This window comes from Exiguobacterium sp. MH3 (assembly GCF_000496635.1).
In the GTDB taxonomy this organism is placed as follows: domain Bacteria; phylum Bacillota; class Bacilli; order Exiguobacteriales; family Exiguobacteriaceae; genus Exiguobacterium_A; species Exiguobacterium_A indicum.
This window is the reverse complement of sequence record NC_022794.1, coordinates 2,561,794-2,587,760: the sequence shown is the minus strand read 5'-3', so window position 1 is coordinate 2,587,760 and position 25,967 is coordinate 2,561,794. Positions and strand designations below refer to the sequence as shown.

The window sequence follows — 25,967 nt, the reverse complement described above, 5'->3', positions numbered from 1 at the left end:
TTGAAAAAATTGATTCAATTATTTGCTGCGATTTTCCTGATCTCGGGTGTCATTTTATTCACCTTGAATCAGTTAAATGAGACACAAGGGTATTCAGGGAAAAATGTCCTGAACATCTACAACTGGGGCGATTACATCGACCCAGCACTGATCAAACAGTTTGAGAAGGAGAGCGGCATCAAAGTCGTCTATCAGACGTTCGATTCAAACGAAGCAATGCTGACGAAGATCGAACAGGGAGGAACGACGTACGATATCGCTGTTCCGTCCGACTATGCGATTGCGAAGATGATCGATGAGAAGCTCGTCGTTCCGATCGATCATCAAAAAATCCCGAATCTCAAAAACATCGATTCGCGCTTTTTAGATTTATCGTTCGATCCGAACAACAAGTACTCGATTCCGTATTTCTGGGGAACGGTCGGTATCGTCTACAATAAAGACTTGATTGATGGGAAGAAACCGACGAGCTGGAAGGATCTCTGGGATCCGAAGCTAAAGAATCAGATTCTACTCGCTGACGGTGCCCGTGAAGTGATGGGGATGAGCTTGAATAGTCTCGGTTATTCGTTAAATGAAACGGATGAGTCGAAACTACAGGAAGCAAAAGCGAACTTGATGCGCCTGACACCAAACGTCAAGGCAATCGTCGGAGACGAGATTAAGTTATTGCTCGCGAATGAAGAAGCGGGGCTCGGTGTCGTCTGGTCAGGTGATGCAAACGAGATCATGAGCGAGAATGAAAATCTTGACTACGTCATTCCAAAAGAAGGATCAAACGTCTGGTTCGATAATGTCGTCATTCCGAAGACCGCGAAAAACGTCGAGGGGGCACATGAGTTCATCAACTTCATGCTGCGTCCAGATGTTTCAGCGAAAAATGCGGATTACGTCGGTTATTCGACACCAAACAAAGAAGGCTTAAAACTGCTCGACAAATCGGTTCGGACCGATGAGCGATTCTATCCTGATAAACAAGTCACCGATACACTTGAAGTTTATGAGAACCTCGGGAAGAAGATGCTCGCACATTACAATGAGTTGTTCCTAGAGTTTAAGATGCATAAGAAATGAGGAAGAACCTAGTGTCCCGCCGACACTAGGTTCTTTTTGTTTGCATGTATAAAAAATAAAAATAAACTTCCATAAAAAAACTATAAAAACTGAATAATTTTTTGAAATAGGGGAATCAGTTTATTATCAACGCTTTATATAGGCGCCGAGGAGGACATTAGCATGAAACAAGTCTTAGGAATCATCTTAACTGCCGCACTCACTGTCAGCATCGTGTCAGGCACTTCATATAATCAATCGGTCGAAGCAACAAAACAAACTGATGTAAAATGGCTTCAAGAAATTCAGACGCAAGCAAAACAAGCACATTCCCTCGATGGAAAAGTTGTTCTTGAAAAAACGACACTTGCGCAAGTACATAAAGCGTACAAAGGCGAAAAGAGCTCGAACTGGTGTCAAAGTGGAAATGGTCTTGCTTCAGCAGATCGTGCCCTTCACTACTGTTCAACGTATGGTGTGAAGGATGCAAAAGCGAAAGTCAGTGCCATCGTTTATGATCCGAAACAAGTCAAACGGACGGTTACAGTCAAGGAAGTCAAACAAGCCTATCCGACAGCTAAACTCGATAAAACGTTCAATGTCATGACCGTTTCCTCAAAACAGGTCAACATTTATCTAAATTTAAACTCTGACCGTACACAAGTCATGTCAATTCTAGTAAAATATAACTAATGAAAGGATGACCGATTCGGCCATCCTTTTTATTTAATCGTTTTATAGAGTGGTACGAGATGCGAATAGGTATTTCGAATCACATCTAACAACTCCTCGCGTGTCAATTCGCTCACTTGTTGTGCTGAAATGTGACGACCGACGAGGAATTCTGCTTTTTTGACATCATGGAAGCGTTCTAACCCTGAATGGATGTCGGTCTCGTGTACGGGAACAGCATCTTTTTTCATATGATCATATGAAATGACGAAGTCTTCAGGGAGTGTGGTTAGTAAATCCGTATGCTTTAGTAATTGTGAGGCATATTGTTGTTTGTTCGGCAACTCATAGATATAGGCGAGCCAAATGAACAGATGGTCATCAAACAGTCCGACTTGGAAGTGAGGATGCTTTTTATAGCCGCGTTTATCTGGTGAAAAAGCCATCCATGTATCCTGTGGCGGATTTACTTTGCGTCTAGCATGTTGTGCGATATGGACGTGCATGTCCTCTTCGATCGCGACGGTCAAGTCGGGCGTGATTTCTTGTCCGATATCGCGAAAAATCGGTTGGATGCGCTCGCGAATGGCATGCATTCGTGAATCAAGACCATCAATGTGAAACGTGTCAAAAGCATATTGAGTAAACGTATTTGTCATGAAAGATCACCTCTTTAATGAGTGTATCAAATGAAACGATTCAAGTTCGACATTTTGCTCAAAAAATTGAATAATAGAATTAACAATTTATTACAATTTTAAAAAATAGATTAAACAGGAAGGGGAAGTTCGAGTGCGCCGTTTTCAACAATATCTCCTTCGAAGCTGGGTCGTATTTTTCTTAATCGTGATTGGCATCGATCTTTTTGCGAAGTCTAAGGATTATAGCCTCAGCGTCGACTTGTTCACGTTTTTATTGATTGCCGCATTATCCACTATTTTTGTCGTCGATCCGGTTCGCCGACGACATATGAGCTTCACGTTTCATTTTGGTTTTGTATTGTTCACATTTTTAACGTATGGCATGCTTTCTGCTATTTGTGTAGGACAGGTCACCATGTTGATTTATCAATTACGTACGATTCATACACCAGTCGGAAGACGACGGATGCTACATAACTATCCGTTCAATGTTGCGCTAGAACTTTTCTTAATCGTACCAGCAGGTCTAGCTTATAATCTCTTAGGTGGGACGCATGGTGATGCCTTTCAATTAACTGACAACATCATCCCGTTGTTTGCGATGGTCGTTATTTTATGGATTGTCTTATTGCTGCAATACCAACTTTCACGATTTCTTTTGGGTGAAAATATTCCAAGTGATGTCATGTTTCAGCTGCTACGCTTCGAAGCAGTCGTCATCACGGCAGAACTACTCTATGGTATTTTCAGTACACTTGTCGTGCAAGGAAACGGGAATAGCGGGCTTGTAATGGCAGCGTTTGCACTTTTCATCATCAAGCGTTCTCTCGGTAGTTCGGTCCAAGCATCGGACCGAATTGAGCATTGGGAACAAATTGAACGTTTAAAAGAAGCGGCGTGGAAAGACGGTGACGCGCAATTTATCATCGAACGATACCTGCGACAGCTCAATCAATTCGTCAAACCGGATATTGCATGGATTAAATTCGATTTCGAAGAAGGACAACAAAGTGTCTATTATTCCTTAAAGGATGGGCGTAAATTAAAGGCGGACCATGTAGAAGGGAAGGTCATAGAGGAAATCATTGAAAAAGAGGAAGTTTTACTCTATGGTATGCAACAGGAGTGGGATATTCGATTGTATGATTGTTTACCAGAGGAAATTCAATCCGTCTTATTCATACAGCCTGAAGCAACGGAGACGATCAATTGCTCACTCTTACTTGCCTCTGAAGCCAGTGGAGAGTTTACGAAAGACTTTGGGTACGAGTTGTATCGCGCGTTGCGTGTCCTGTCATGGGCTGTAGAGCGCGCACATGAACGAGAGCGATTGCTGATTGATAGCCGGACGGATGCGATGACGAAATTACCCAATTATCGCGCGTTACAAGAGTGGGGGGATCGTCGAATCAAACAACGCGATCTGTATCCTTTCTCCGCATTGATGATCGATCTCGATCACTTTAAGCAAATCAATGATACGTACGGTCATGAAATCGGCGATGTCGTCCTATTTGAAGTAGCTAAGTTGCTGATGCAAGCGACGCGAATCACGGATCTCGTGGCTCGGTATGGTGGGGAAGAATTCGTCATCTTGCTTCCGAATACGGATCTAGAGTCCGCCCGCATCGTGGCAGAACGAATTCGTGAGACGTTGCATGCTAATCCGATAGTAGTCGAGGGTCATACTCTTGAGATTACAGCGAGCATAGGGATAGATACGCTGAAGGAACTGGGCGATCTAGCCAGTTTGATCCGAAACGCGGACCGTGCGATGTATGTCGGTGCGAAGTTCCAAGGACGCGATCGTGTCGCAGCGTATCATGAATGGAAAGAGAAAGTCATTTGAATCACACCAAAAAAAGATGGCGGAAACGTCATCTTTTTTTTGGTGAAAAAAAGCCTTTCCGTCTCGAAGATCGGAAAGGACTGAAGAATGGATGAGTTCATTGAGCTTGTTGTTTGTTGAGACGGATCTCATTTTCAATCGCATGAATCGCAGCCGACCAAGAGCCGTATCGGTGTAATAGAGCTTTCGTCGAGGGTTTATTGTTCCGTTTCGCCCATTCTCGATAGGCTTCAAATGAAAGAGAAAATCCGACTTCTTCGATGGCTTGACGAAGCGATGCAGCGAGTTCTGCTTTAGAATAGGTCACGCTGGCTTCAAGACCTGCTGCCGTACAGGCATCATGCCATGATCCGAACATCTTAACGATGTGATAGTGACTCGGCGCGTGGTGAACGGATTTTCGCCACATTTGATACTTTTTCAAGGTGATCGTCGATCCGACATCCTGCGCATAGCGATGAAACGATTTTAAGATCTCATCTTTTGTATACTTCGGCGCCCGCTCGAGTTCTTCGGGTTGCTGATCTACATTCCATTCGTAACCTGCTGCAGATAAAGCTTCAGGCCAAGACCCGAATTGACGAACGATATTCTCTGGCTGTGGCCAGTCATTGACGAGCGCATAACGACGGTAGACTGTACGCCTTGGACGATCCTGGATGAGTTCACCGACTGCGCGAATCGCTTCGATCATCTCGAGTTGTTCTTCCGTATAACTCTTTTGATTTGTAAGTACGCGTTGCTTCATGAGTGAGTCCTCCTTCCTAGTGAAGTAGAGTATTGAGGCAAAAGTCCTCTGTGGTAAATATATCGGTTCATTTCCATTAATTATGAATAATTTTAATGAATTATTGTAAATATAGTGAATCGGATTCTTTGATAGTATAAAACGAAGATATAAAAATGAAAACAGAATGACACGAAATTTTAATGCTATTCAGAAAAATAGGACAAATGACACAGGTGGAAAAAAAGACCAGACACGCTCGTCAGCGAATCTGGTCTTTTGGTGTAACTTATTTTCCTTCGATTGATGCCCATTTGTATGAAGTATCGGCACCTACTTTATGGTTGACGATTCCTTTGACATACGGCTTACGTAAGAAGGAAGCTCCGCGCTGATACATAACAGAGATCGCTTGATCGTCCTCAAGGAGAGTTTTCTCAGCGTCTTTCAGTGCCTGCCAACGTTTCTCAGCATCTACTTCTTTTTGAGCTGATTTGATGAGTGAATCATATTTATCGCTTGAGTACTTACCACGGTTGTATGGTCCACCTGTTACCCACATATCGAGGAACGTCATCGGATCCTGGTAGTCAGGTCCCCATCCTGCGAATGATAGTTCGAACTCACCTTTTGATTCTAGCTCAAGTTTGTTCTTGAACGGCTGTTGTTTGATCGTGACTTCAAGACCTGGAAGGTTTTTCTCCCACTCGCCTTTAAGGTATTCAGAGATTTTCTTCGAGTTATCATCATCGTATGAAAGAAGCTCGAGTTTGACTGATTTTTTACCGATATCTTTCAATCCTTTTTCGAACGATGCTTTTGCAGAAGAAGCATCGTATGAACCGAAGCCTTCGTTACCATCACGGAAGTCTTTACCGTCTGGACCTTTTGCGAATTCTTTCGGGACATAGTAATAAGCTGGGATTGAACCGTTGTTTAAGAGAACTTTTGCCATCTGCTCTTTATCGTACCCAGAGTCGATTGCTTTACGGATGTCTTTATTTTTCAAGAGTTCATTCTTGAAGTTCATTTGGATATAGTACATCGATGCATCAAGGCGTGTATCGAAGTCTTCGTTATCTTTGTACTGATCCACGAATTCGCTTGTCAGACCAACTTGGTCGATATCACCTTTTTCGTAAAGGTTAACTGCAGTCGATGTTTCCTTAACGACTTTGTAGTTGATCTCTTCGAGTTTAACGTTATCTTTATCCCAGTACTGATCGTTTTTCTTGTAGCTCCAACCGACTTCTGTTTTCCAGTCTGATAGGACGAATGGTCCGTTGTAAAGGAATGTATCTGGTTTCGTCGCGAAGTTTTTCCCTTGTTTTTCGACGAACTCTTGTTTCAGTGGCATGAATGAACCGAAACCAGTTAATGATTTGAAGTATTCAGCCGGTTGTGTCAGCTTAACTTCGAGCGTTTTGTCGTCAACAGCTTTGACTGCAACATCGTCAGCTTTTCCTTTTCCTGTGTTATACGCTTCTGCGCCATCGATGAGATACATGATATACGCATATTGCGAACCACTTTTCGGATCAAGAACACGTTTCCATGCATACTCGAAGTCTTTTGCTGTGACATCACTGCCATCCGACCATTTCGAATCACGAAGCTTGAACGTGTATGTAAGTCCATCTTCCGAAACATCAACACTTTCAGCAACACCAGGTGTAGCTTCTTGTTTGTCATCAAGACGGAATAGACCTTCTTGGACGTTGTTTAACACTGTGAAGGAAACAGAGTCTGTTGCGACGGTTGGGCTAAGTGCTGGAATATCTGAAGCACTCGTTAAATTTAAGATTTGTTTGTCTGAAGATTTCTCTCCAGATGTCGAACCGCTTTCTTTTTTACCTTCATCTGTCGTCGAACATGCCGCAAGACTTGATCCAGCGATTGTCAGTGCTCCAACGAGTGCAAGTGCCTTTTTCTTCTTCATAAAGTAAATCCCTCCCAAAAGAAATAGATATATCTGGTGAAACGATAAGAACCGATAGGATAGCGATCCGGTGTCCGACTAAAAATAAGAGGGGTCATCGCCTTTTATTCTTAAGCTGTGGAAAGCACCGGATCAACTTGTTATCAATAATAAATACAATATTCAGAAAAATCAATAGAATATTTTCAGATTATTTCAAAATCATTAAATTTGTGTGTAATACCAATGGTTTTTTTATTAAATTATTTTTTTTGAAGGATAAAATTAGGAGTTTTTAAAAGGGTTTAATACAAAAAGAACCAGTTGTATAAAACAACTGGTTCTTGAACTCATTTCTGCTCTTGGACGTACTGAAGTGCTTCTGCGACGTGATCTTTTACTTTCACACTGCGCCATTCCTTGACGATTTCACCAGACTCATCAATTAGGAAAGTTGAACGAACAATTCCAAAATATTCCTTACCGTAGTTCTTTTTCAGTTGCCAGACGCCATATTGCTCACACACTTCATGCTCGATATCTGATAACAATTGGAACGGTAATTCGTATTTTGCGATAAAGTTTTGATGCCGTTTCTGACTATCAGCAGAAACACCGAGAATGACGGTGTTATTTTCTTCGAACGCTTGCGTCGCATCACGGAAATCACATGCCTCGGTCGTACAACCAGGCGTTGAATCCTTCGGATAGAAATAGAGTACGACTTTTTTTCCGCGATAATCCTCGAGGGAAATCGGTTCTCCTTGTGCGTTCGGAAGGGTGAATGTTGGTGCTTGCATGAAAATTCCTCCTTATCCTAATTCCATGTTTAATTGATCCGCATATTTCTCAAGCTTCTTTTGAAGACTCTCTTTTAATGGATCGAGGGCAATCAAGTACTTCTCATAATCCGAACCGGCTTTCGCTGTCTTCATGAGGAGTGGCTGTTCTTCTTCATACCAGTCTGCGTAGTCTTGATAGTAATCAACGAGCGTTTCAGGATTTCCTTCGTTCTTGAGCGCCTCACCGTAAATCATCAGGATGTTACTGTTCATCTCAAGCGCCATATAATCGGTTTGCGCATTGACACGAGAGAAGACGGCATCCTGCTCTTTTTCATCGGTTTTTCCGATCTCATCAGCCGCCTTCGCATTGACACCATATTCATCAGCGTTAAATCCAGTGAACATATCGCCAAGCGTCGAGAAGACGGACGGATCGAATGTCGTCGGTGTCAGGACGATTTTCCACTCATCGTCTTTCTTCAATAACAGTTTCGATCCCCGGTTTGGGAGAATCGATCCTTTCGCATCCTTGAATTCGTGGATGATATAGGCGACGTCGCCCTTTTGGAACGACTTGACGACCTTACCGGGAACGACATTCAAGTTCTTCGCACCAACGGCAAGCGGTTCAAGTTGTTTTGCGTCAGCCGTATATTCAATCGATGCGAGATCCTTCGCATCTGCTCGTCCGGATTGACCGAGCGTTTTTTCGTATGTTTGATAGACGTCAAGAACGGCTTGTTCAGCCTTCTGTTGTTTCGTTTCCGTCGTCTTCGGGGATTTGGTATCTGTAGAAGACGGGGAATCGTTTCCGCAACCGACGAGTACGAGACTGGTCGCAAGCAGCACTACGAGCGATCGTTTCATTCGAATTCCTCCTAAGATGAATGTTTCATGGTGCTTCCATAGCTAATCTTGTCTCTACCATACAGGAAATTCGCTTTTTTGAGTAGGATATCGGTACACTAAATGAAAGGGGAGTGATAGATATGAAAATTCATATTACAGATGAGGCATTACAATACTTCAAAGATGAGATGGAAGCAAAATCAGGCGATACGATTCGCTTCTTCGCAAAATATGGTGGCTCAACGGATTTAACACAAGGTTTCTCGGTTGGTGTTCATATGGAAGAAGTCGAGCGGGCAGCGGTCGAAGAGGTCGTCGACGGCATCCACTTCGTCGTCTCGGATCAAGATGATTGGTTATTCCAAGGGCAAGACGTCAAAGTTTCAATTGAACACGAAGAGATCGTCTTTTCACAAGCGAAGGAATAAATAGAGACGAGGAGAGATCAATTTGGTCGCTCCTCTATTTTTTTGACTAGAATAATTGTAAGCGGACTCATGCTTCTGTACAATGGAGAATGTAAGCGATTTAAAGTAGAGACTAAAGGGGGAATAGAGATGATTCCGTACAAACACGAACCATTCACGGACTTCTCACAAGAAGCAAACAAGAAAGCGTTCGAAGAGGCACTTGCACTCGTCACGCAAGAACTCGGCAAAGATTATCCGCTCGTCATCGGTGGAAAACATGTGACGACGGAAGATAAAATCGTCTCCGTCAATCCGGCTAACAAAGAAGAGATCGTCGGACGTGTCTCGAAAGCGACACAGGAACATGCAGAAGAAGCGATGCAAGCAGCAGTCACAGCTTTCGAAACATGGAAATTCGTCAATCCGTCTATACGTGCGGACGTCCTATTCAAAGCAGCGAACATCATCCGCAAGCGGAAGCATGAGTTCTCTGCCTACCTCGTTAAAGAAGCAGGGAAGCCTTGGAATGAAGCGGATGCTGATACAGCAGAAGCGATCGACTTCCTCGAATACTACGCACGTCAGATGCTCGTCTTAAAAGACGGTAAAAAAGTCGAGAGTCGTCCAGGCGAATACAACCGTTACGATTACATCCCACTCGGTGTTGGTGTCATCATCTCACCATGGAACTTCCCACTCGCGATCATGGCTGGAACAGCTGTCGCAGCAATCGTGGCAGGGAACCCGATCCTCTTGAAACCCGCATCGACGACACCGGTCGTCGCAGCGAAATTCGTCGAAGTAATGGAGCAGGCTGGCCTTCCAGCTGGTGTCTTGAACTTCGTACCAGGTTCAGGGGCAGAAGTTGGTGACTACCTCGTCGATCACCCGAAAACACGTTTCATCAGCTTCACGGGATCACGTGATGTCGGTCTTCGCATCAACGAGCGGGCATCGAAACTAAACGAAGGTCAAATCTGGCTCAAACGCGTCATCGCGGAAATGGGCGGAAAAGATACGATGGTCATCGATGAGTCGGCCGACCTCGATTACGCAGCGGACATGATCACGAAAGCGGCATTCGGATTCTCGGGTCAAAAATGTTCAGCTTGTTCACGTGTCGTCGCACTCGACTCTGTCTATGACGAGTTGCTCGAAAAAGTCGTCGCGAACACGAACAAACTCAGCATCGGTAACCCGACGGATGTCTCAAACAACGTCGGACCAGTCATCGACGCAGCAGCATTCAAGAAAATCACGTCGTACTTCGACGTCGCAAAAGAAGAAGGACGCATCGTCGCAGGTGGTACGGCAGATGATTCAACAGGATTCTTCGTCTCACCGACAGTCGTCGCGGACGTTCAACCAACGGATCGTTTGATGCAAGAAGAGATCTTTGGACCAGTCGTCGCCTTCACGAAAGCGAAAGATTTCAAAGAAGCAATCGACATCGCGAACAACACGGAATACGGATTGACAGGTGCTGTCATCACGCAAGACCGGACGAACCAAGAGTACGCGCGTGCGAACTTCCACGTCGGTAACCTCTACTTCAACCGTGGGTGCACAGGCGCAATCGTTGGCTACCAACCATTTGGTGGATTCAACATGTCTGGAACGGATTCGAAAGCGGGCGGACCAGATTACTTGACTTTACATCTTCAAGCAAAAACAACTTCAGAAATGTTCTGAAATGGTGTTTAATAGATGAAACGGGTGTGCGACCTGCATGCCCGTTTTTCTTATATCATGGAAAAAGGGGGAGCAAGGATGAACGGAATGTGGTTTGCGATTTTGTTGTATCTCGGACTGATGGTCGCACTTGGCGTCATTGCGTATTATCGGACGAAGAACATGAATGACTACATGCTTGGGGGACGTACGATTGGTCCAGTCGTCACGGCGCTCTCTGCTGGAGCAAGTGACATGAGTGGCTGGCTGTTGATGGGATTACCGGGTGCGATGTATGCAACTGGTCTGTCCAGTGGGTGGATCGTCGTTGGATTGTTACTTGGCGCATACGCCAACTGGTTACTCGTCGCGCCGCGTCTGCGTGCGTATACGGCACATGCAGGGGATGCGATCACGATTCCCGATTACTTCGAAAAACGATTCCACGATAAAAGTGGTGTCTTGCGTACTGTTTCAGCTGGAGTTATCTTAATATTCTTTATAATGTACGCATCAAGTGGCTTTGTCGCGGGTGGTCGTTTGTTCGAAGCAGTCTTTGGTCTCGAGTACACGACAGGTCTTTGGATTCTAGCGGGCGTCGTCATTGCATACGTCTTCCTCGGTGGTTTCCTTGCCGTCAGTTGGACAGACGTCGTCCAAGGGATGATCATGGTGATCGCGTTGCTGATCGTACCAGGCGTTGCCCTCGCTTTAAGCGGTGGGATCAACGAGACGCTCGAAACGATTCGGTCGACGGACGGTTCAAAGCTCGAGTTATTCAAAGGTACGACGGTCATTGGAATCGTCTCGCTACTCGCATGGGGACTCGGCTACTTTGGTCAGCCGCATATCATCGTTCGTTTCATGGCGATTCGGAACTTACACGAGATGAAGTCAGCACGTCGCGTCGGGATGATCTGGATGACGTTCTCAATCGTTGGAGCGATGGTGACAGGTTTGATCGGATATGCCTACTTCACGCAACAAAATAGTCCTTTAGGAGAACCAGAGAATGTCTTCATTCAATTATCACGCGATCTCTTCCCTGGTTTCATTACGGGACTGTTGCTTGCAGCCTTACTTGCTGCCATCATGTCGACGATCTCGACACAGCTACTCGTCTCTTCGAGTGCGGCAACGAATGATTTCTATCAACGTTTCTTCAAGCGTGATGCTTCGGATCGTGAATTGATGGTCATGGGGCGCGTGATGGTCCTTGTCGTCGCTGCTCTAGCGATTCTCTTATCGTTCGGTGCACAGAAGTCGATCTTGACTCTCGTTGGTTATGCGTGGGCTGGTTTCGGTGCCGCGTTCGGACCAGTCGTTCTGTTCAGCTTGCTTTGGCGCCGGATGAACAAGACAGGAGCACTTGCTTCGATGATTACGGGATCTGTCGTCGTCATCGCCTGGATTCTCATCAAACAAAATGTCGAAGGGTTGCCATTCTACATTTCTGAGATGTACGAGATGATTCCAGCCTTCTTCGCTTCGACTGTTGCGCTCGTCGTCGGTAGTCTCGTGACGAAGGAACCGAGTCAAGCGATCTATGATGAATTCGATCAAGTGCAAGCGCAGCTAAAAGGTGCGGAGCCTGAGCGGAAGATCGTCTAATTAACAAAAAGGGGTGTTTCCTGATTACAGGAGACATCCCTTTTTAATTCACTTCATACGTTGTTATTTACCATAAACATATTTGTTGCTCTTGTGCAAAATGAGCGTATAATGAAAACAAAAAGTGAGGTGAACGAGATGGCGACACAGCCACTTACACAAGATTTACCAAGAAAACGGACATATCTCGGACCGGCGTTCGTCGCTGCCGTCGCGTATCTCGATCCGGGAAACTTCGCGACGAACATGACGGCAGGTGCCCAGTATGGCTACTTACTGCTCTGGGTCATCGTCGCCTCGAACTTGATGGCCGTCGTCATTCAGTTCCTGTCAGCTAAGCTCGGAATCGTCAGCAATCTCAGTTTAGCGGAAGTGATCCGGGAAGAGTTATCGCCGGTCACACGCTTCTTCTACTGGGTACAAGCGGAACTTGTCGCGATGGCAACCGATCTCGCTGAGTTCGTCGGAGCCGCACTCGGATTTCATTTATTGTTTGCGATTGATTTACGGATGGCGGCCCTTTTAACAGCTGTACTGTCCTTCGTCATCCTCGGCTTCGAGCAAAAGGGACTTCGGCATTTTGAAGCCGTCATCGCCGTTCTTGTCCTGATCATCGCGGCTGCTTTTGCGATTGAAGTATTTGAAGTTCATCCTGTATTCCGTGATCTATCGGCAGGTTTGTTACCGGGATTCGAAGGCACATCGAGCATCGTCCTCGCTGCCGGGATGCTTGGGGCAACTGTCATGCCGCACGCGATCTATCTCCATTCCGATTTAACGAAACGGCGGATGGGGCACGTTGCGAATAAAGCTTCGATGTTACACATCCAACGCTTCGACATCTGGGGGGCGATGTTGATTGCCGGAGCGGTCAACGGAGCGATGCTCGTCATTGCGGCAAGTGTCTTTTATGGCACGAAGTATCAAGCGGGTTCGCTTGAAGCGATCTACGAGGGACTTCATGTCACGCTTGGTGGCATTGCGCCATATCTGTTTGCGATTGCTTTACTCGTCTCAGGTCTTGCTTCTTCAAGTGTCGGTACGATGTCAGGTGACGCGATCATGCGTGGATTCCTTCATCTCCAATTACCGTTGTTCGTTCGACGGACCGTGACGATGTTACCGGCGATTTTGTTGCTGTTCTCCGGTTTTGATCCGACACGGGCACTCGTTCTCAGCCAGGTCGCCTTATCGTTCGGGATTCCGTTCGCTCTGATTCCGTTGATTCGGGCGACAGCAAGTGAGCGGTACATGGGAGAACACCGGAATAGTCGGTTCATGAACGCGTTGGCATGGGTGATCGTCTCGATCGTCATCGTCTTCAATGTCTATCTGCTCGTCGATGTATTAGTATGAATATTCAGTATTTTTGTTTCGTCTGATTTAAAGCGGGTATTTCATAACTAGAAGCTTTCCGCCCGGAAGCTTTGCTACCCCTATAAGGACGATGGTGCGGACCTCCCCCCGATGCACCATCGTCTTTTTTGTCTGGACGAAAAGTGCTATGATTAGAAATAGTGTAAAATATATCGCAAAAGTTCCGGAGGTGGAATGACATGGCAAAGATTAATGAGGAGCAAGTCCGCCACGTGGCGCATTTGGCACGCCTTGCCGTGACAGATGAAGAAGTAGCACAATTCACAGGACAACTCGAGAAGATTCTTGGGTTCGCTGAACAATTAAATGAACTCGATACGACAGGCGTCGAACCGACGACTCATGTCCTCGATTTAAAGAACGTCCTACGTAAGGACGAAGTACGTCCATCACTTCCGCGTACGGAAGTAGAACGACTCGCACCCGATTGGGAAGACGGACAAGTCCGCGTCCCAGCGGTGTTCGAATAAGGAGGAAATGACCCGATGTCACTTTTTGAACATGGTGTCAAAACACTACACACACTCATTCAGGATGGCGAAGTCAAAGTTTCTGAACTCGTCCAAGAATCCTTTGATCAAATCGACCGCGTCGATGGAAAAATCGGTGCGTTTCTTTCATTGAACGAAGAAGCATTCGAGCAAGCGAAACGAATGGATGATGTCGCGAAACATGAAGCGAATCCATTGTTTGGTCTTCCAATCGGTGTCAAGGATAACATCGTCACAAAAGGGATGACGACGACATGTGGTTCGAAATTCCTCGAGAACTTCGTACCAGCGCATGACGCGACGGTCGTCGAGCGTCTGCATGAAGCAGGGGCGGTCACGATCGGGAAATTGAACATGGATGAGTTCGCGATGGGTTCTTCAAACGAGAACTCAGCGTACAAACCGGTTCGCAATCCATGGAATACGAAACACGTTCCAGGTGGTTCTTCAGGTGGTTCAGCAGCAGCTGTCGCAGCAGGCGAAGTCTTGTTCAGCCTTGGTTCGGATACAGGTGGTTCGATTCGTCAACCGGCTGCCTATTGTGGTGTCGTCGGGTTGAAACCGACATACGGTCTCGTCTCACGCTTCGGTCTTGTGGCGTTCGCGTCGTCGCTTGACCAAATCGGTCCGTTGACACGAACAGTCGAAGACAACGCGTATCTCTTGAGCGCGATCGCAGGACACTGTGAGATGGATTCGACGTCTGCGAATGTCGCCGCAACGGATTACACACAAGCGTTGACAGGTGATATTAAAGGGTTGAAGATCGCTGTTCCGAAAGAATACTTCGGTGAGGGTGTCAGTGAAGGTGTCAAAGCTAACATCCGTGAAGCAATCCAAAAACTCGAAGCACTCGGTGCGACGGTTGATGAAGTATCACTTCCGAACTCGAAATATGCGCTTGCGACTTACTACTTACTCGCTTCATCCGAAGCATCATCGAACCTCGCGCGCTTTGACGGTATTCGTTACGGAGTTCGTGCGGAAGCGGACGCACTTGAAGATGTCTTCAAGTATTCTCGCTCACAAGGATTCGGAGACGAAGTCAAACGCCGGATCATGCTCGGAACGTACGCGCTCAGCTCAGGTTATTACGATGCGTACTATAAAAAAGCACAACAAGCTCGAACGTTGATCAAAAAGGACTTCGACGATGTCCTCGCGAACTATGACGTCATCATCGGACCAACAGCGCCGACACCAGCATTTGAACTCGGTGCACAGCTCGATGATCCCGTCACGATGTATGCGAATGACATTCTGACGATTCCAATCAACTTAGCAGGTGTTCCAGCCATCTCGGTTCCAGCTGGATTCGTCGACGGTCTTCCGGTCGGCTTACAAATCATTGGAAAACATTTCGATGAGGCGACGATCTACCGCGCTGCGCATGCGTTTGAGCTTGCGACAGGTGGATTCGCGCTTCCGAAGTTATAAGGAGCGAATGTATCATGAACTTTGAAACGATCATCGGGATCGAAGTCCACGCCGAGCTGAGCACGAACACGAAGATGTTCTGTGGTTGTGCGCGGGAATACGGCGCGGAGACGAACACGAAAACGTGTCCGATTTGTCTTGGACATCCGGGCGTCTTGCCGAAAATCAACGAAAAAGCCGTTGAGCTCGCTGTGCGTGCAGCTATGGCACTCAACTGCCAAGTGGCCGATCAAACGAAATTCGACCGGAAGAACTATTTCTATCCAGATACGCCAAAAGCGTATCAAATCTCACAGTTCGATCAACCGATCGGCTTCGATGGCTACATTGATGCGGAAGTCGATGGCGAAACGAAACGTTTCCGAATCGAACGTGTCCATCTGGAAGAAGATGCTGGTAAGATGAACCACACGGGTGCTAATCACTCAGTTGTCGACTTCAACCGGACAGGTGCGCCGCTCATCGAGATCGTCAGTGAAGCGGACATGCGTTCACCGAAAGATGCAGTCGCCTACCTCGAACGTCTCAAGGAAGTCTTGCAATATGCAGGCGTCTCGGACGTCAAGATGGAAGAAGGATCACTTCGTTGTGACTGTAACATCTCCGTTCGCCCATACGGACAAGAGAAGTTCGGTACAAAAACAGAACTTAAAAACTTGAACTCATTCGGAAACGTCTTAAAAGGTCTTGAGTTCGAAGAAGATCGTCACCGTAAGTTGTTGCTTGCAGGTGGTGTGATGCGTCAAGAAACACTTCGCTTCGATGAGACGAAAAAACAAACCGTTCTCATGCGTGTCAAAGAAGGGGCGTCGGATTACCGTTACTTCCCAGAGCCTGACCTCGTCAAGCTCGTACTTGATCACGATTGGAAAGAAGCGATTCGTGCCGGTATCCCGGAACTTCCAGATGCACGTCGCGTTCGTTACCAAGAAGAACTCGGTCTTTCGGCGTATGATGCGAAGCAATTGACAGTTACACGTGAGATGGCAGAGTACTTCGAAGCGACACTGGCAGCAGGCGCAGAGCCAAAAGCAGCAGCCAACTGGACGATCGGTGAGATCCAAGGTCACTTGAATAAATCGACGGAAACGTTCGAAACAGTCAAGATGACACCAGCTCGTCTGGCAGAGATGATCGACTTGATCGCAAGCGGTACGATTTCTTCAAAAATCGCCAAACAAGTCTTCACAGCCGTCATCGAAGAAGGTGTCGAGCCACGTGCATACGTCGAAGAAAACGGTCTTGCACAAATTTCAGACGAAGGATTGCTACGTGGTCTCATCGTCGAGATGTTCGAAGCGAACCCAGCCGTCGTCGAGGAATTACTCGGTGGACGTGACCGGAAGAAAGGCTTCGTCATCGGTCAAATCATGAAGAAAACAAAAGGAATGGCGAACCCTGCCCTCCTTGATCAACTCTTCTATGAAGAGCTTGAAAAATTAAAATAAGTACCTGATCAAACAGCGTTCGTTCCTCCTTTACTTCTGCGAGGAAACGGACGCTGTCTTTTTTGGCTTTGTAATGTCTCGAGAGTTCATGTAAAATAAAACAGTTATGTATCAAATGAACGGTTGAGTCAAAAAGGAGAAAATCTTATGAGACCTAGAGCGCGCGTGATTTATAACCCGACTTCCGGGAAAGAGATGGTTAAACGAAATTTACCGTATATCCTCGACCGACTCGAAGCAGCGGGTTATGAGACATCTGTCTACTCGACGAAAGCGGTCGGCGATGCGACGTATGAAGCAGCACGAGCATGCGAAGCAGACTTTGATCTCGTCGTCGCAGCAGGCGGCGATGGTACGTTGAACGAAGTGATCAGCGGAATGGCTGCCTACAACAAACGTCCGAAGCTTGGTGTACTACCTGTTGGAACGACGAATGACTTTGGTCGGGCGATGCGTATTCCATTGACGATCGAAGGAGCGATGGATGTCATTTGCACAGGACATACGATGCCGGTCGATATCGGTAAGATCGAAGGATCGGCAGGCGTCCATTACTTCATCAACATCGCTGGTGGTGGCATCATGACAGAACTGTCGTACGAAGTGCCTTCGAAGCTGAAGACGGCACTCGGACAGCTCGCGTACTACGTCAAAGGGATGGAGAAACTTCCGCAAATCCGACCGACATATGTCGAACTGGAGCATGAAAAGGGTATATTCAAAGGAGAAGTCATGCTGTTCTTGACATCGAACACGAACTCCGTCGGTGGGTTCGAGAAGCTGTCACCGAACGCGTCACTCAATGATGGTCGGTTCGATCTCTTCATTCTCAAGAAATGTAACCTCGTCGAACTGATTCGTGTCATGCGTCTTGCCTTAAAAGGGGATCATTTCTCGGACCCTTGCATCGAGCATGTCACGACCTCATTCGTCCGCATGAAGAATACATCAGAGATGAGTTTGAACATCGATGGTGAGTTTGGCGGCATTTGCGAAGGCGAGATGACGAATCTTCGCTCTCATTTCGAAGTCATGACACCAAAGTTCCGGATCGAAGAGATGGAACAAATCAATACACAACTACAAGAAGCAGAAACGAACCTCGCGTGAAGCGAGGTTTTTAAGGAGGATATTCATGATTCCAGTACAAAAGAACGATGAACACGTCGTCGAGATCGTCGACCTGACACATGAAGGGTCAGGGGTCGCGCGCATCGATGGATATACGGTCTTCATCCCGGGCGCATTGCCGACGGAACAGGTCAAGATCAAGATCACGAAAACGACGAAGTCTTACGGATTCGGTCGCATCATCCGTCAAAAGACGAAGAGTGTCGATCGTGTCGAGCCGCCTTGTCCGGTTTACAACCAGTGTGGTGGTTGCCAATTGCAACACTTATCATACGATGCAGAACTCAAGTTCAAGCACAACCGTGTCCGTGACGCTTTCGCGCGCCTAGCAGGTCTTGAAATCCCCGTTCACGAGACGATCGGGAGGAAGATCCTTGGGGTTACCGTAACAAAGCACAAGTACCGGTCGCCTTCCAATCGAACAAATTGATGGCTGGCTTCTATCAAAAACGGAGTCACCGGATCATCGATATGGACTACTGCTTGATCCAAAACAAAGAAAACGACGAAGCCGTCCAAGCGGTTCGTAAAGTCCTCGCTGATTTGAAAGTCCCAGCGTACGACGAGAAGAAAAAAGCAGGTGTCATCCGTCATATCATGGCACGTCATGGGTACCACACAAACGAGTTGATGGTCGTTCTCGTCACGAAGGTCAAACAACTGCGTGGCATCGATAAGATCGTTGAAGGAATCTTAAAGGCGTTACCAAACGTCACTTCGATCCAGCACAACATCAACCCGGATGATACGAACGTCATCCTTGGGAAAAAGAACATCGTCTTGTACGGACCGTCCGTCATCCGCGATCAAATCGCTGGATTGACGTATGAGATCTCACCGCATTCGTTCTTCCAAGTCAATCCGCTGCAAACAGAGAAACTCTACGCGAAAGCGCTCGAGTACGCTCAGTTGACAGGCGATGAGACAGTCGTCGATGCGTACTGTGGGATCGGTTCGATTTCCTTATCACTCGCTAAACAAGCGAAGCACGTCTACGGCATCGAAATCGTACCGCAAGCGATCGATGATGCACGTCGGAACGCACAAGCGAACGGGATCGAGAACGTGACGTTCGAGTATGGTGCAGCTGAGAAGGTCATGCCAGATCTTGTTAAAGCCGGTATCCAACCGGACGTCATCGTCGTCGACCCACCCCGTAAAGGCTGTGACGAAGAGTTCTTACGTGCTGCTGCAGATGTCGCACCGAAGCGGATCGTCTACGTCTCATGTAATGCGTCGACACAAGCGCGTGACGCGAAGCTATTGACAGAGCTCGGGTATACACTCGTCGAAGTGACGCCTGTTGATATGTTCCCGCATACGACACACGTCGAAAGCGTTGCCTTGTTCGTCCGTAACTAAATTAAAAGTGCCTCTTTCCAGTTAAGGAAGGAGGCACTTTTTGATTTATCATTCCGTTTCTGTTGATTCGTCCTCAACCGTCGATTGTGCTGTACTTGGGAACAATTCAGCAAGAACGCGTTCACTCGCCGTACCATCATCTAAGCTGCAGAACCGTTCGAGGAAGCGGTCGTATTTTTCTTGGTAAGCGACGGACTTCGTATCGATTTGTTCGATATAATCGATGACTTGATCTGTTTCCTTCAGAAGTGGTCCAGGGACGACTTCTTCGAAATCGAAGTAGAATCCGCGTAACGTTGAAGCATACTTCTCTAGATCGTACGTAAAGAAGATCATTGGACGTTGTAAGTGTGCATAGTCGAAGAACACAGATGAGTAGTCCGTGATCAGGATATCACTAATCAGATAGAGTTCTGCGATATCACCGTATGAAGAGACATCGTAGGCGAATCCTTCGTGTCCACTGATATCCATGTTTTGAGCAATCAAGTAGTGCATCCGTAAAAGGACGACGTACTCATCACCGAGGCGTGCTTGCATCTCATTTAAATTCAATTGCAAGTCGAATCGGTATTTTCCTCGCGCGATGAACTCATCATCTCGCCATGTCGGTGCATAAAGAACGATCTTTTTATCAGCCGGAATATTTAAGCGTGTTTTGATTTCACTAATGAGACCCGCTTGATTATCGGCATATAAGAGATCATTACGAGGATAGCCCGTTTCAAGCATTGTATTTTGGAACCCGAATGCGCTCTTGAAGATTTCGCTCGAGTACGCGTTTGGCGAAATCAGATAGTTCCATTCTTGCGCTTGGTTATAGAAATTCTTTTTATAGCGAATCGCATTCGTTCCAGCCATATGCACATCTTCCATATCAAGACCGAGTCGTTTTAATGGCGTACCGTGCCATGTTTGAAGATAGATGGTTTCTTCGCGTTTTTTCAAGCTGAGCGGCTGACGCGTATTGAAAATCCAGTATTTCGCACGAGCCATGTATTGATAGTACGTAAAGCTGTTTCGAAGTACCCAATTCGGACATGCTTCCTTCACTTCATCAGAAGGTTCTTGAGCGAAAATCCAAACAAGTTCTAGTTCCGGATGTTTTTCTTTTAGGTGAAGGTAAAGTGCCTTCGGATTGTCCGAGTAGCTCCGCCCTAAGAAACTTTCGAATAAGACGAGATTGTCTTTGATCGGCATCTTCTGGAATAGTCGATACAGCATAAGACCATTTTTAATTTTTTTACGACGCGCCGTACGTAAGGAACGTTTTGTTTTGACAGCAGTAATATACAGCTTGAACATCGCATACGATCCCGTTGACCAGGCTTGTAGATATTTACTCTTTGATGGCATCCGCTTTAAGTCGTAAGCGACATGATTGAAGACTTCTGCTTGTTGAGTATTAGACGAACTCCGTTCGAGTAATGTACGTCCACGTTTTGAAATGAACCGTTTATACCATGTATTTAAGAATTTTTGGACTTCTTCATCTTTTGTCTCTGCTGATAATATGCCATAAATTCGAGAGATATCTGAGAGTGTCGTAATGTCACGTAGTTGGAAGAGCGATTGACCATCCAGTGGTGTACTTCTTGAATTCCGTCCGTACACGATGTAGTTGACGGAAGTAATGTTCGTTAACTGCGAAATGACAGTATGGGCGATGAGCGTATCCGCAAACCATGTCGTTTCGAAGCTAGGCAATGTCTGAAGCAATTCTTTTTTGATCATCCATCCATGGATCGTCGTCAAGTGACGCGAATTAAACTTCGTGCGCGAGTAAAAGAAGTAACGATCGTCATCGATCGGCATCAGCCATTTCTTCTTATTATAAACAGGGGAGATCTTACCGATGATGACTTCCCCACGAGACTTCTCGTATGCCTTGATATATGTGTAAAGCGCACGGGGAGCAAGAATATCATCACTATCTAAAAAGATGACATAGTCTCCTGAAGCAGCTTGAACTCCATTACGTCGAGCCGCATACACACCTTGATGTGATTGTTCGATGATGGTACACGTTGGATATAGTGCACGAATATCATCGACATAAGAACTTGGTCCATCAAAGACAACGACGATTTCTACAGGAATCGAAACGTGTTGGTCGAGAACGGATTGAATCGCAGCTTTTGCTTGAGATTCGGTTTGATAGACTGGAATGATCACACTAATTGAATTCATGTTGACTCTCCTTTTGATGAAAGAATCGAAAAAGATTCGATTCGGCAAAATTGTATTCTGTTGAATAGGATATCACAAATCTGAAAAAGGTAGCAGTGTTCCTAAAAATCTGTCTTTTGTCTGTAATGAGTAGGCGTCTCGCCCGTGATTTGTTTAAAGGCCTGACTGAAATGACTTTGACTTGAAAAGTGCAGTCGGTTTGAAATCGTCAATAGCGAGTCGTCAGATGAACGTAGCAATCTTTTCGCTTCGCGAATCCGTTCACGAATGACGTAACGAGCCAGCGGTAAACCCGTTTCATCTTTAAATAAAACGGATAAATAGTTGGAGGATACGTGAATCGCCTGACTGATGGACGAGACCGATAAAGGATCGTAGAGATGCTGCTGAATGTATCGAATGGCAGCTAAGACGTGTGGCGAATGACGCAACGCCTGTATTTCTTTGACGGCTTCCGCAAAAGATACCGTGATCCGAACGTGACGATTTCGCAATTCTGCAATACTCGTCGCAGCTTCGATCGTCTCAATCATCCGATCACTAAGCGAAAAGGCTTCGTCTGGTTCGAGTCCCCCACGAATAGCGGCACGTGCGCTCAGAAGAACCGTTCCTAGAAGTAGATTCTTTTCTGCTCGGAGTGGTTGGTGACGTGCGAGTGTTCCGAACTCACCGTATGCGGGAAGAGAATAGGTCGTCGCCAACCGTTCGCTCTGTCCGGATGAGATCCAGTCGATGATTTGTTGCTCGCGTTGCCAAGCTTTTCGATAGGCGGTCACACCTGTGTGCGAAGGGGCTTCAGACACTAAAGGAATTTCCTCTTCCTGTATATCTGAAACATGATCGATGTCACGAGAAGACAATCCTTCACCATGTAGAAGGCGATAGAGCAAATGAGCACAGTCGATCAGACGATTTTCCGTCGTTCGGGGTAGAACTTTATAAAATTGATGATAGGTCTCATCTTGAATATGAGCCCGAAAAAGTGCTGACTGTAAGAGAACGGGACCGATCCGGTACATGCCTTGGTCAGGAACGTCTACGAACAGATAAGCCGTTCCGTCTTTTAAGGTATGAAGTAGAGGGCGATGATTTTTTAAAGTAGGCCACGTATCTTCAATCAATAGATTAGCCGGATGCTTGGGGGCGGAAGGACGTAACTCGATTGAGACATGCTCTTGATCTTGATAGGAAATAAAAAAACCAGTCATCCCAAACAAATGTTCCGCGATTTGTGTCAAGTCTGAGGGGCTTAAGGGATTCATGAAGCGACTCCTTTCGAATGATGCATCGATTGTATCTAGTGTATGTGCTCGGCAATCGATAGTCGAGTAGGGAATGAAAAAATCCGAAGTCTTTCTTCAAGACTCCGGATCGATAGGCTTATGGATTCGTAGGAGACGGAGAGGACTCAGGTGTTGGATCCTCCTCGTGCCCCGTCTCGACTTCAGGATCATTCGTTTCGATATCGTGCTCCGTCAATTCTGTGCTTGCGACTTCCGCGTAGGCATCGTCAGCAGAATGGCTTGTGTCGGGTTCTGATGAAAGGACGTCTTCTTGTTCTTCGACCGAATGTTCGTCAGATACGGTTTCGTCTAACTGGAATTCCAATGTGAGCGCATGGAGATCACCTGCGATGTGAGCGAGGTGAGCCGCTGCCGTCGTCACGGATTCAAGTGTTGCGTTCGTTTCTTGAATACTTGCAGCGCTTGTCTCAAGACCTGCTGCATTCTCTTCCGTTAAAGCAAGAATGGTTCCCATGGCATCGGATACTTCTTCCGTAGCAAGCGTCAGCGCCTCGATGTCACCAGTCAATACTTCTGTTCGATTCGAGACATGATGTACGGATCCTGCGATGCGCTCGAAGTCATCGCCTGTCGTTTTGACAGACTCAAGAGACAGCTTCAAATCACTCATGACATGGTGCATCGCACTCATGGCAGTATGTGTTTCTTGTTGAATATTATCGAGGAGCTGTTTGATTTGTTTAGCGGATTCGTCGCTCTCCTCGGCCAGTTTTCTTACCTCACTCGCGACGACAGCAAATCCACGTCCTTGTTCACCAACACGTGCGGCTTCGATTGCTGCGTTGAGGGCGAGTAAATTCGTCTGACTCGAGATGGCTTGCAGCGTTCCAAGAATCTTTCCGATCTCATCAGAACGTTTGCCTAAGAAATCAGAAGTATTCTCGATTTCTTTTTCCAATGAGTCCGAATGGCTCAATAGATCAGAAATCGTCTGTTTCGTCACGTCACTTCCTCGTGTCGCAGCGGAAGCGACGGAAGCGACTTCAGAAAGTGTCGTGGACGCGACCTGTTGCATTGCTGTAGAACGTTCCTTGACACCGTATACAGCATGGGAAGAACGTTCGGCTTGTTTCGTTTGAGTTTCACCAGCAGCAGCGATTTCTTCCATTGTCTGTCCGATATGACGTGAAGCCTTTTGTACATGAGTCGCATTGTTTGAGAGCTCTTCTGACGCATCGCGAACGGTCGTAGCGGATGTAGTCATCGCTAGAATCGTTTGTCGCAGGCGCGCGCGCATCGCGTCGAAGTTTGCACTGAGGTCTGTTAATTCATCCCGGATGAATCGTTTAGGACGATGCTGTGTTCGCAAATCACCTGATGCGATTGCTAATGCTTCACGACGGAGCATCGACAGCGGGCGATTGATCGAACGCCCGATCAACCAAGCGATCAATGTCGCGAGGGCGATCGCAACGACGAAATTGATCAATGACTGATTGAGCATGGCTTCTTTAGGCGCATACAAGGAAGCGTAATCCAGTACGACGGCTAGTTTGAATCCTGTTTTCGAAGAAGTTTGCCAAATGACGACCGATTTTTTTCCGGCGACGTCCATGATCTTCGTACCGGATTCTTGCTCTAACATGGACTTTGGAGCAGAGAAATATGCTTTTCCGTCTTCACGTAGTTGATTGATTTTTTTGAAGAAATAATTTCGGTTCGGGTGCGTGACGACCTTACCGTCTTGTGTGTAGCTGAAAACAAATCCTTTTTGTCCGATTTCAATCCGTTTCATATCTTCAGCAAGACGATTGATGCTTTTATAAACAGACAATACACCTTTGATGTTCGCTTGAGCATCTAGTGTCGCCTTAGAGAAACCGATGATGGATAATTTCGTCGCGCTATCATAGTAAGGCTCGCTCATGGCGACAGTGCTTGAATTCTCCAGCGCTTGTTTATACCAAATCTCTTTTCGAGGATCGTATCCAGGTGCGACGTCTTGTTTTGGCCAGTTAAGATAGCCGCCTTTCGTATCAGCGTATTGGATAAATGAATTTTCGATTTTTGAGGAGCCATATTTCTCAAGGACATTATAGATATCTGTTGCTTTTTGAGAAGGAGCCTCCGAAGCATCGGGTTGTTTGGTTGTATCTATGTAGTTCGGTAGAGTACCGTCTTCACGGTTGGAAGGGAGTCCGGCAAGGAGTGTTGTATCTTTTTTAGTATCATCGATGATGCGGGAAAACGATTGTTCGAGTTGCTTTAAAGCAGTTTGGGATGTCGAGTCGACCAGTTGATCGACAGTTCGGCTTGTTTGGTCATACGAAAACCAAGTGGAAACACCGAGAGTAAGAGCAGGCAACAAAATAAGCCCGATGAACAAACGACGGGTGATCGGGAGGCGCATGATGAATTCTCCTATCCTAAATAGTCTTTAAAATCTGTCTATTCTGACTATCGGAAGGGTACGGATAAATATGAAGGAATTATGTAGAGATTTTCATCATTTGAGAAATGAATCCAGTGAGGCTTCGTGATAAAATGAAGAAGGTGTCACAGAGTGGCTAGGGAGGAACAGAAATGAACATTGCTTTTTTCTTACTACCAAAAGATGAGGTGAAATATTTAGATCCTGAATCGACGGTCAGACAGGCATTAGAAAAGATGAAACATCATCGATTTACGTCCGTTCCGCTCGTCGATAATAAAGGTAAATACGCAGGGACATTAACGGAAGGGGATGTCTTGTGGGCGCTCGAGGCTAATCTAGAGCATGCAGACTACGATCACGTCTTGCAAACACGGTTAACGGATATTAAACAACGTGTTCGTTATAAACCAGTCTCGATTACTGCGCAAATGGAAGAGATGATTGAGGTCATCACGGACCAAAACTTCGTTCCTGTCATCGATGATGGAAAGCACTTTATCGGAATCATTCGTCGTCGGGATATCATCGATTATTTCGCGAAAAAAGTAGCGCGCGAAAATGTCAGTTACTAAAAAATATAAAACTAGTAAAGAAAGCACTTATTTTCACGAAATGTGAGAAGAAGTGCTTTTTATTGACTTAAATCGACTTCAACATACAGCAAAAA

The 25,967-nt window shown here is 46.2% G+C and carries 20 protein-coding genes and 1 pseudogene; 13 read left to right on the top strand and 8 right to left on the bottom strand.

Features of this window, described 5'->3' with window-relative positions:
* Both U719_RS13560 and U719_RS13555 read left to right on the top strand, forming a co-directional pair.
* A complete protein-coding gene (locus tag U719_RS13560; protein ID WP_023469348.1) occupies positions 1–1,074 on the top strand; it encodes a PotD/PotF family extracellular solute-binding protein in 1,074 nt (357 codons plus the stop codon).
* A gap of 162 nt (positions 1,075–1,236) precedes the next feature.
* A complete protein-coding gene (locus tag U719_RS13555; protein WP_023469347.1) occupies positions 1,237–1,746 on the top strand; it encodes a hypothetical protein in 510 nt (169 codons plus the stop codon).
* 29 nt (positions 1,747–1,775) lie between these two features.
* Here U719_RS13555 and U719_RS13550 read toward each other — a convergent pair whose 3' ends face one another.
* The gene (locus tag U719_RS13550; protein WP_023469346.1) at positions 1,776–2,384 is read right to left on the bottom strand and encodes a YktB family protein; all 609 of its coding nucleotides are present in this window, start codon (positions 2,382–2,384) and stop codon (positions 1,776–1,778) included.
* A 133-nt stretch (positions 2,385–2,517) separates the two neighbouring features.
* On the opposite strand from U719_RS13550, the gene U719_RS13545 reads away from it, so the two are divergent.
* Complete coding sequence (locus U719_RS13545) at positions 2,518–4,215, top strand: GGDEF domain-containing protein (protein WP_023469345.1); 1,698 nt, start codon at positions 2,518–2,520, stop codon at positions 4,213–4,215.
* A 97-nt stretch (positions 4,216–4,312) separates the two neighbouring features.
* Here U719_RS13545 and U719_RS13540 read toward each other — a convergent pair whose 3' ends face one another.
* The 4 genes from U719_RS13540 to U719_RS13525 form a co-directional block, all read right to left on the bottom strand.
* Positions 4,313–4,963 (bottom strand): homing endonuclease associated repeat-containing protein, encoded by a 651-nt coding sequence (locus U719_RS13540; RefSeq protein ID WP_023469344.1) that lies wholly within the window; start codon positions 4,961–4,963, stop codon positions 4,313–4,315.
* 268 nt (positions 4,964–5,231) lie between these two features.
* Entirely contained in the window at positions 5,232–6,881 is a 1,650-nt protein-coding gene (locus tag U719_RS13535) for a peptide ABC transporter substrate-binding protein (protein WP_023469343.1), read from the bottom strand.
* A 329-nt stretch (positions 6,882–7,210) separates the two neighbouring features.
* Entirely contained in the window at positions 7,211–7,660 is a 450-nt protein-coding gene (gene bcp / locus U719_RS13530; protein WP_023469342.1) for a thioredoxin-dependent thiol peroxidase, read from the bottom strand.
* A gap of 12 nt (positions 7,661–7,672) precedes the next feature.
* Positions 7,673–8,512, bottom strand: coding sequence for a hypothetical protein (locus tag U719_RS13525; RefSeq protein WP_023469341.1), 840 nt, complete (start codon positions 8,510–8,512; stop codon positions 7,673–7,675).
* Positions 8,513–8,634: 122 nt separating this feature from the next.
* Here U719_RS13525 and U719_RS13520 point away from each other — a divergent pair, with 122 nt between their 5' ends.
* From U719_RS13520 to rlmD, 9 genes and pseudogenes are all read left to right on the top strand, one after another.
* Positions 8,635–8,922 carry a HesB/YadR/YfhF family protein gene (locus U719_RS13520; protein ID WP_023469340.1) on the top strand — a complete coding sequence of 96 codons (288 nt, stop codon included), beginning with the start codon at positions 8,635–8,637 and terminating at the stop codon, positions 8,920–8,922.
* A gap of 129 nt (positions 8,923–9,051) precedes the next feature.
* Positions 9,052–10,596, top strand: a complete 1,545-nt coding sequence (gene pruA / locus U719_RS13515; RefSeq protein WP_023469339.1) for an L-glutamate gamma-semialdehyde dehydrogenase — start codon at positions 9,052–9,054, stop codon at positions 10,594–10,596.
* Between the two features lie 78 nt (positions 10,597–10,674).
* Positions 10,675–12,186, top strand: coding sequence for a sodium/proline symporter PutP (putP, locus tag U719_RS13510; protein ID WP_023469338.1), 1,512 nt, complete (start codon positions 10,675–10,677; stop codon positions 12,184–12,186).
* A 111-nt stretch (positions 12,187–12,297) separates the two neighbouring features.
* The gene (locus tag U719_RS13505) at positions 12,298–13,542 is read left to right on the top strand and encodes an Nramp family divalent metal transporter (RefSeq protein ID WP_081706935.1); all 1,245 of its coding nucleotides are present in this window, start codon (positions 12,298–12,300) and stop codon (positions 13,540–13,542) included.
* A 200-nt stretch (positions 13,543–13,742) separates the two neighbouring features.
* The gene (gatC, locus tag U719_RS13500) at positions 13,743–14,033 is read left to right on the top strand and encodes an Asp-tRNA(Asn)/Glu-tRNA(Gln) amidotransferase subunit GatC (RefSeq protein ID WP_023469336.1); all 291 of its coding nucleotides are present in this window, start codon (positions 13,743–13,745) and stop codon (positions 14,031–14,033) included.
* A gap of 15 nt (positions 14,034–14,048) precedes the next feature.
* The gene (gene gatA, locus U719_RS13495; RefSeq protein WP_023469335.1) at positions 14,049–15,491 is read left to right on the top strand and encodes an Asp-tRNA(Asn)/Glu-tRNA(Gln) amidotransferase subunit GatA; all 1,443 of its coding nucleotides are present in this window, start codon (positions 14,049–14,051) and stop codon (positions 15,489–15,491) included.
* Positions 15,492–15,505: 14 nt separating this feature from the next.
* A complete protein-coding gene (gene gatB / locus U719_RS13490; RefSeq protein WP_023469334.1) occupies positions 15,506–16,939 on the top strand; it encodes an Asp-tRNA(Asn)/Glu-tRNA(Gln) amidotransferase subunit GatB in 1,434 nt (477 codons plus the stop codon).
* Between the two features lie 147 nt (positions 16,940–17,086).
* Positions 17,087–18,049, top strand: coding sequence for a diacylglycerol kinase (locus U719_RS13485; RefSeq protein WP_023469333.1), 963 nt, complete (start codon positions 17,087–17,089; stop codon positions 18,047–18,049).
* 25 nt (positions 18,050–18,074) lie between these two features.
* Positions 18,075–19,432: pseudogene (gene rlmD / locus U719_RS13480) on the top strand (23S rRNA (uracil(1939)-C(5))-methyltransferase RlmD).
* A 48-nt stretch (positions 19,433–19,480) separates the two neighbouring features.
* Here rlmD and U719_RS16675 read toward each other — a convergent pair.
* From U719_RS16675 to U719_RS13465, 3 genes are all read right to left on the bottom strand, one after another.
* Positions 19,481–21,622, bottom strand: coding sequence for a bifunctional glycosyltransferase family 2 protein/CDP-glycerol:glycerophosphate glycerophosphotransferase (locus U719_RS16675; protein ID WP_023469332.1), 2,142 nt, complete (start codon positions 21,620–21,622; stop codon positions 19,481–19,483).
* Positions 21,623–21,723: 101 nt separating this feature from the next.
* Entirely contained in the window at positions 21,724–22,860 is a 1,137-nt protein-coding gene (locus U719_RS13470) for a helix-turn-helix domain-containing protein (protein ID WP_235147598.1), read from the bottom strand.
* Positions 22,861–23,002: 142 nt separating this feature from the next.
* Positions 23,003–25,276 (bottom strand): methyl-accepting chemotaxis protein, encoded by a 2,274-nt coding sequence (locus U719_RS13465; RefSeq protein ID WP_023469330.1) that lies wholly within the window; start codon positions 25,274–25,276, stop codon positions 23,003–23,005.
* A gap of 173 nt (positions 25,277–25,449) precedes the next feature.
* Between U719_RS13465 and U719_RS13460 the strand changes: the two genes are divergently transcribed.
* Positions 25,450–25,872, top strand: coding sequence for a CBS domain-containing protein (locus U719_RS13460; protein WP_023469329.1), 423 nt, complete (start codon positions 25,450–25,452; stop codon positions 25,870–25,872).
* Positions 25,873–25,967: the final 95 nt, after the last annotated feature.

Bases quoted from the DNA above. Each gene is read 5' to 3' on its own strand.
- U719_RS13555 (WP_023469347.1), top strand. From the start codon at position 1,237: ATGAAACAAGTCTTAGGAATCATCTTAACTGCCGCACTCACTGTCAGC.
- U719_RS13550 (WP_023469346.1), bottom strand. From the start codon at position 2,384: ATGACAAATACGTTTACTCAATATGCTTTTGACACGTTTCACATTGAT.
- U719_RS13540 (WP_023469344.1), bottom strand. From the start codon at position 4,963: ATGAAGCAACGCGTACTTACAAATCAAAAGAGTTATACGGAAGAACAA.
- U719_RS13535 (WP_023469343.1), bottom strand. From the start codon at position 6,881: ATGAAGAAGAAAAAGGCACTTGCACTCGTTGGAGCACTGACAATCGCT.
- bcp (WP_023469342.1), bottom strand. From the start codon at position 7,660: ATGCAAGCACCAACATTCACCCTTCCGAACGCACAAGGAGAACCGATT.
- U719_RS13525 (WP_023469341.1), bottom strand. From the start codon at position 8,512: ATGAAACGATCGCTCGTAGTGCTGCTTGCGACCAGTCTCGTACTCGTC.
- U719_RS13520 (WP_023469340.1), top strand. From the start codon at position 8,635: ATGAAAATTCATATTACAGATGAGGCATTACAATACTTCAAAGATGAG.
- pruA (WP_023469339.1), top strand. From the start codon at position 9,052: ATGATTCCGTACAAACACGAACCATTCACGGACTTCTCACAAGAAGCA.
- putP (WP_023469338.1), top strand. From the start codon at position 10,675: ATGAACGGAATGTGGTTTGCGATTTTGTTGTATCTCGGACTGATGGTC.
- U719_RS13505 (WP_081706935.1), top strand. From the start codon at position 12,298: ATGAAAACAAAAAGTGAGGTGAACGAGATGGCGACACAGCCACTTACA.
- gatC (WP_023469336.1), top strand. From the start codon at position 13,743: ATGGCAAAGATTAATGAGGAGCAAGTCCGCCACGTGGCGCATTTGGCA.
- gatA (WP_023469335.1), top strand. From the start codon at position 14,049: ATGTCACTTTTTGAACATGGTGTCAAAACACTACACACACTCATTCAG.
- gatB (WP_023469334.1), top strand. From the start codon at position 15,506: ATGAACTTTGAAACGATCATCGGGATCGAAGTCCACGCCGAGCTGAGC.
- U719_RS13485 (WP_023469333.1), top strand. From the start codon at position 17,087: ATGAGACCTAGAGCGCGCGTGATTTATAACCCGACTTCCGGGAAAGAG.
- U719_RS16675 (WP_023469332.1), bottom strand. From the start codon at position 21,622: ATGAATTCAATTAGTGTGATCATTCCAGTCTATCAAACCGAATCTCAA.
- U719_RS13465 (WP_023469330.1), bottom strand. From the start codon at position 25,276: ATGCGCCTCCCGATCACCCGTCGTTTGTTCATCGGGCTTATTTTGTTG.
- U719_RS13460 (WP_023469329.1), top strand. From the start codon at position 25,450: ATGAACATTGCTTTTTTCTTACTACCAAAAGATGAGGTGAAATATTTA.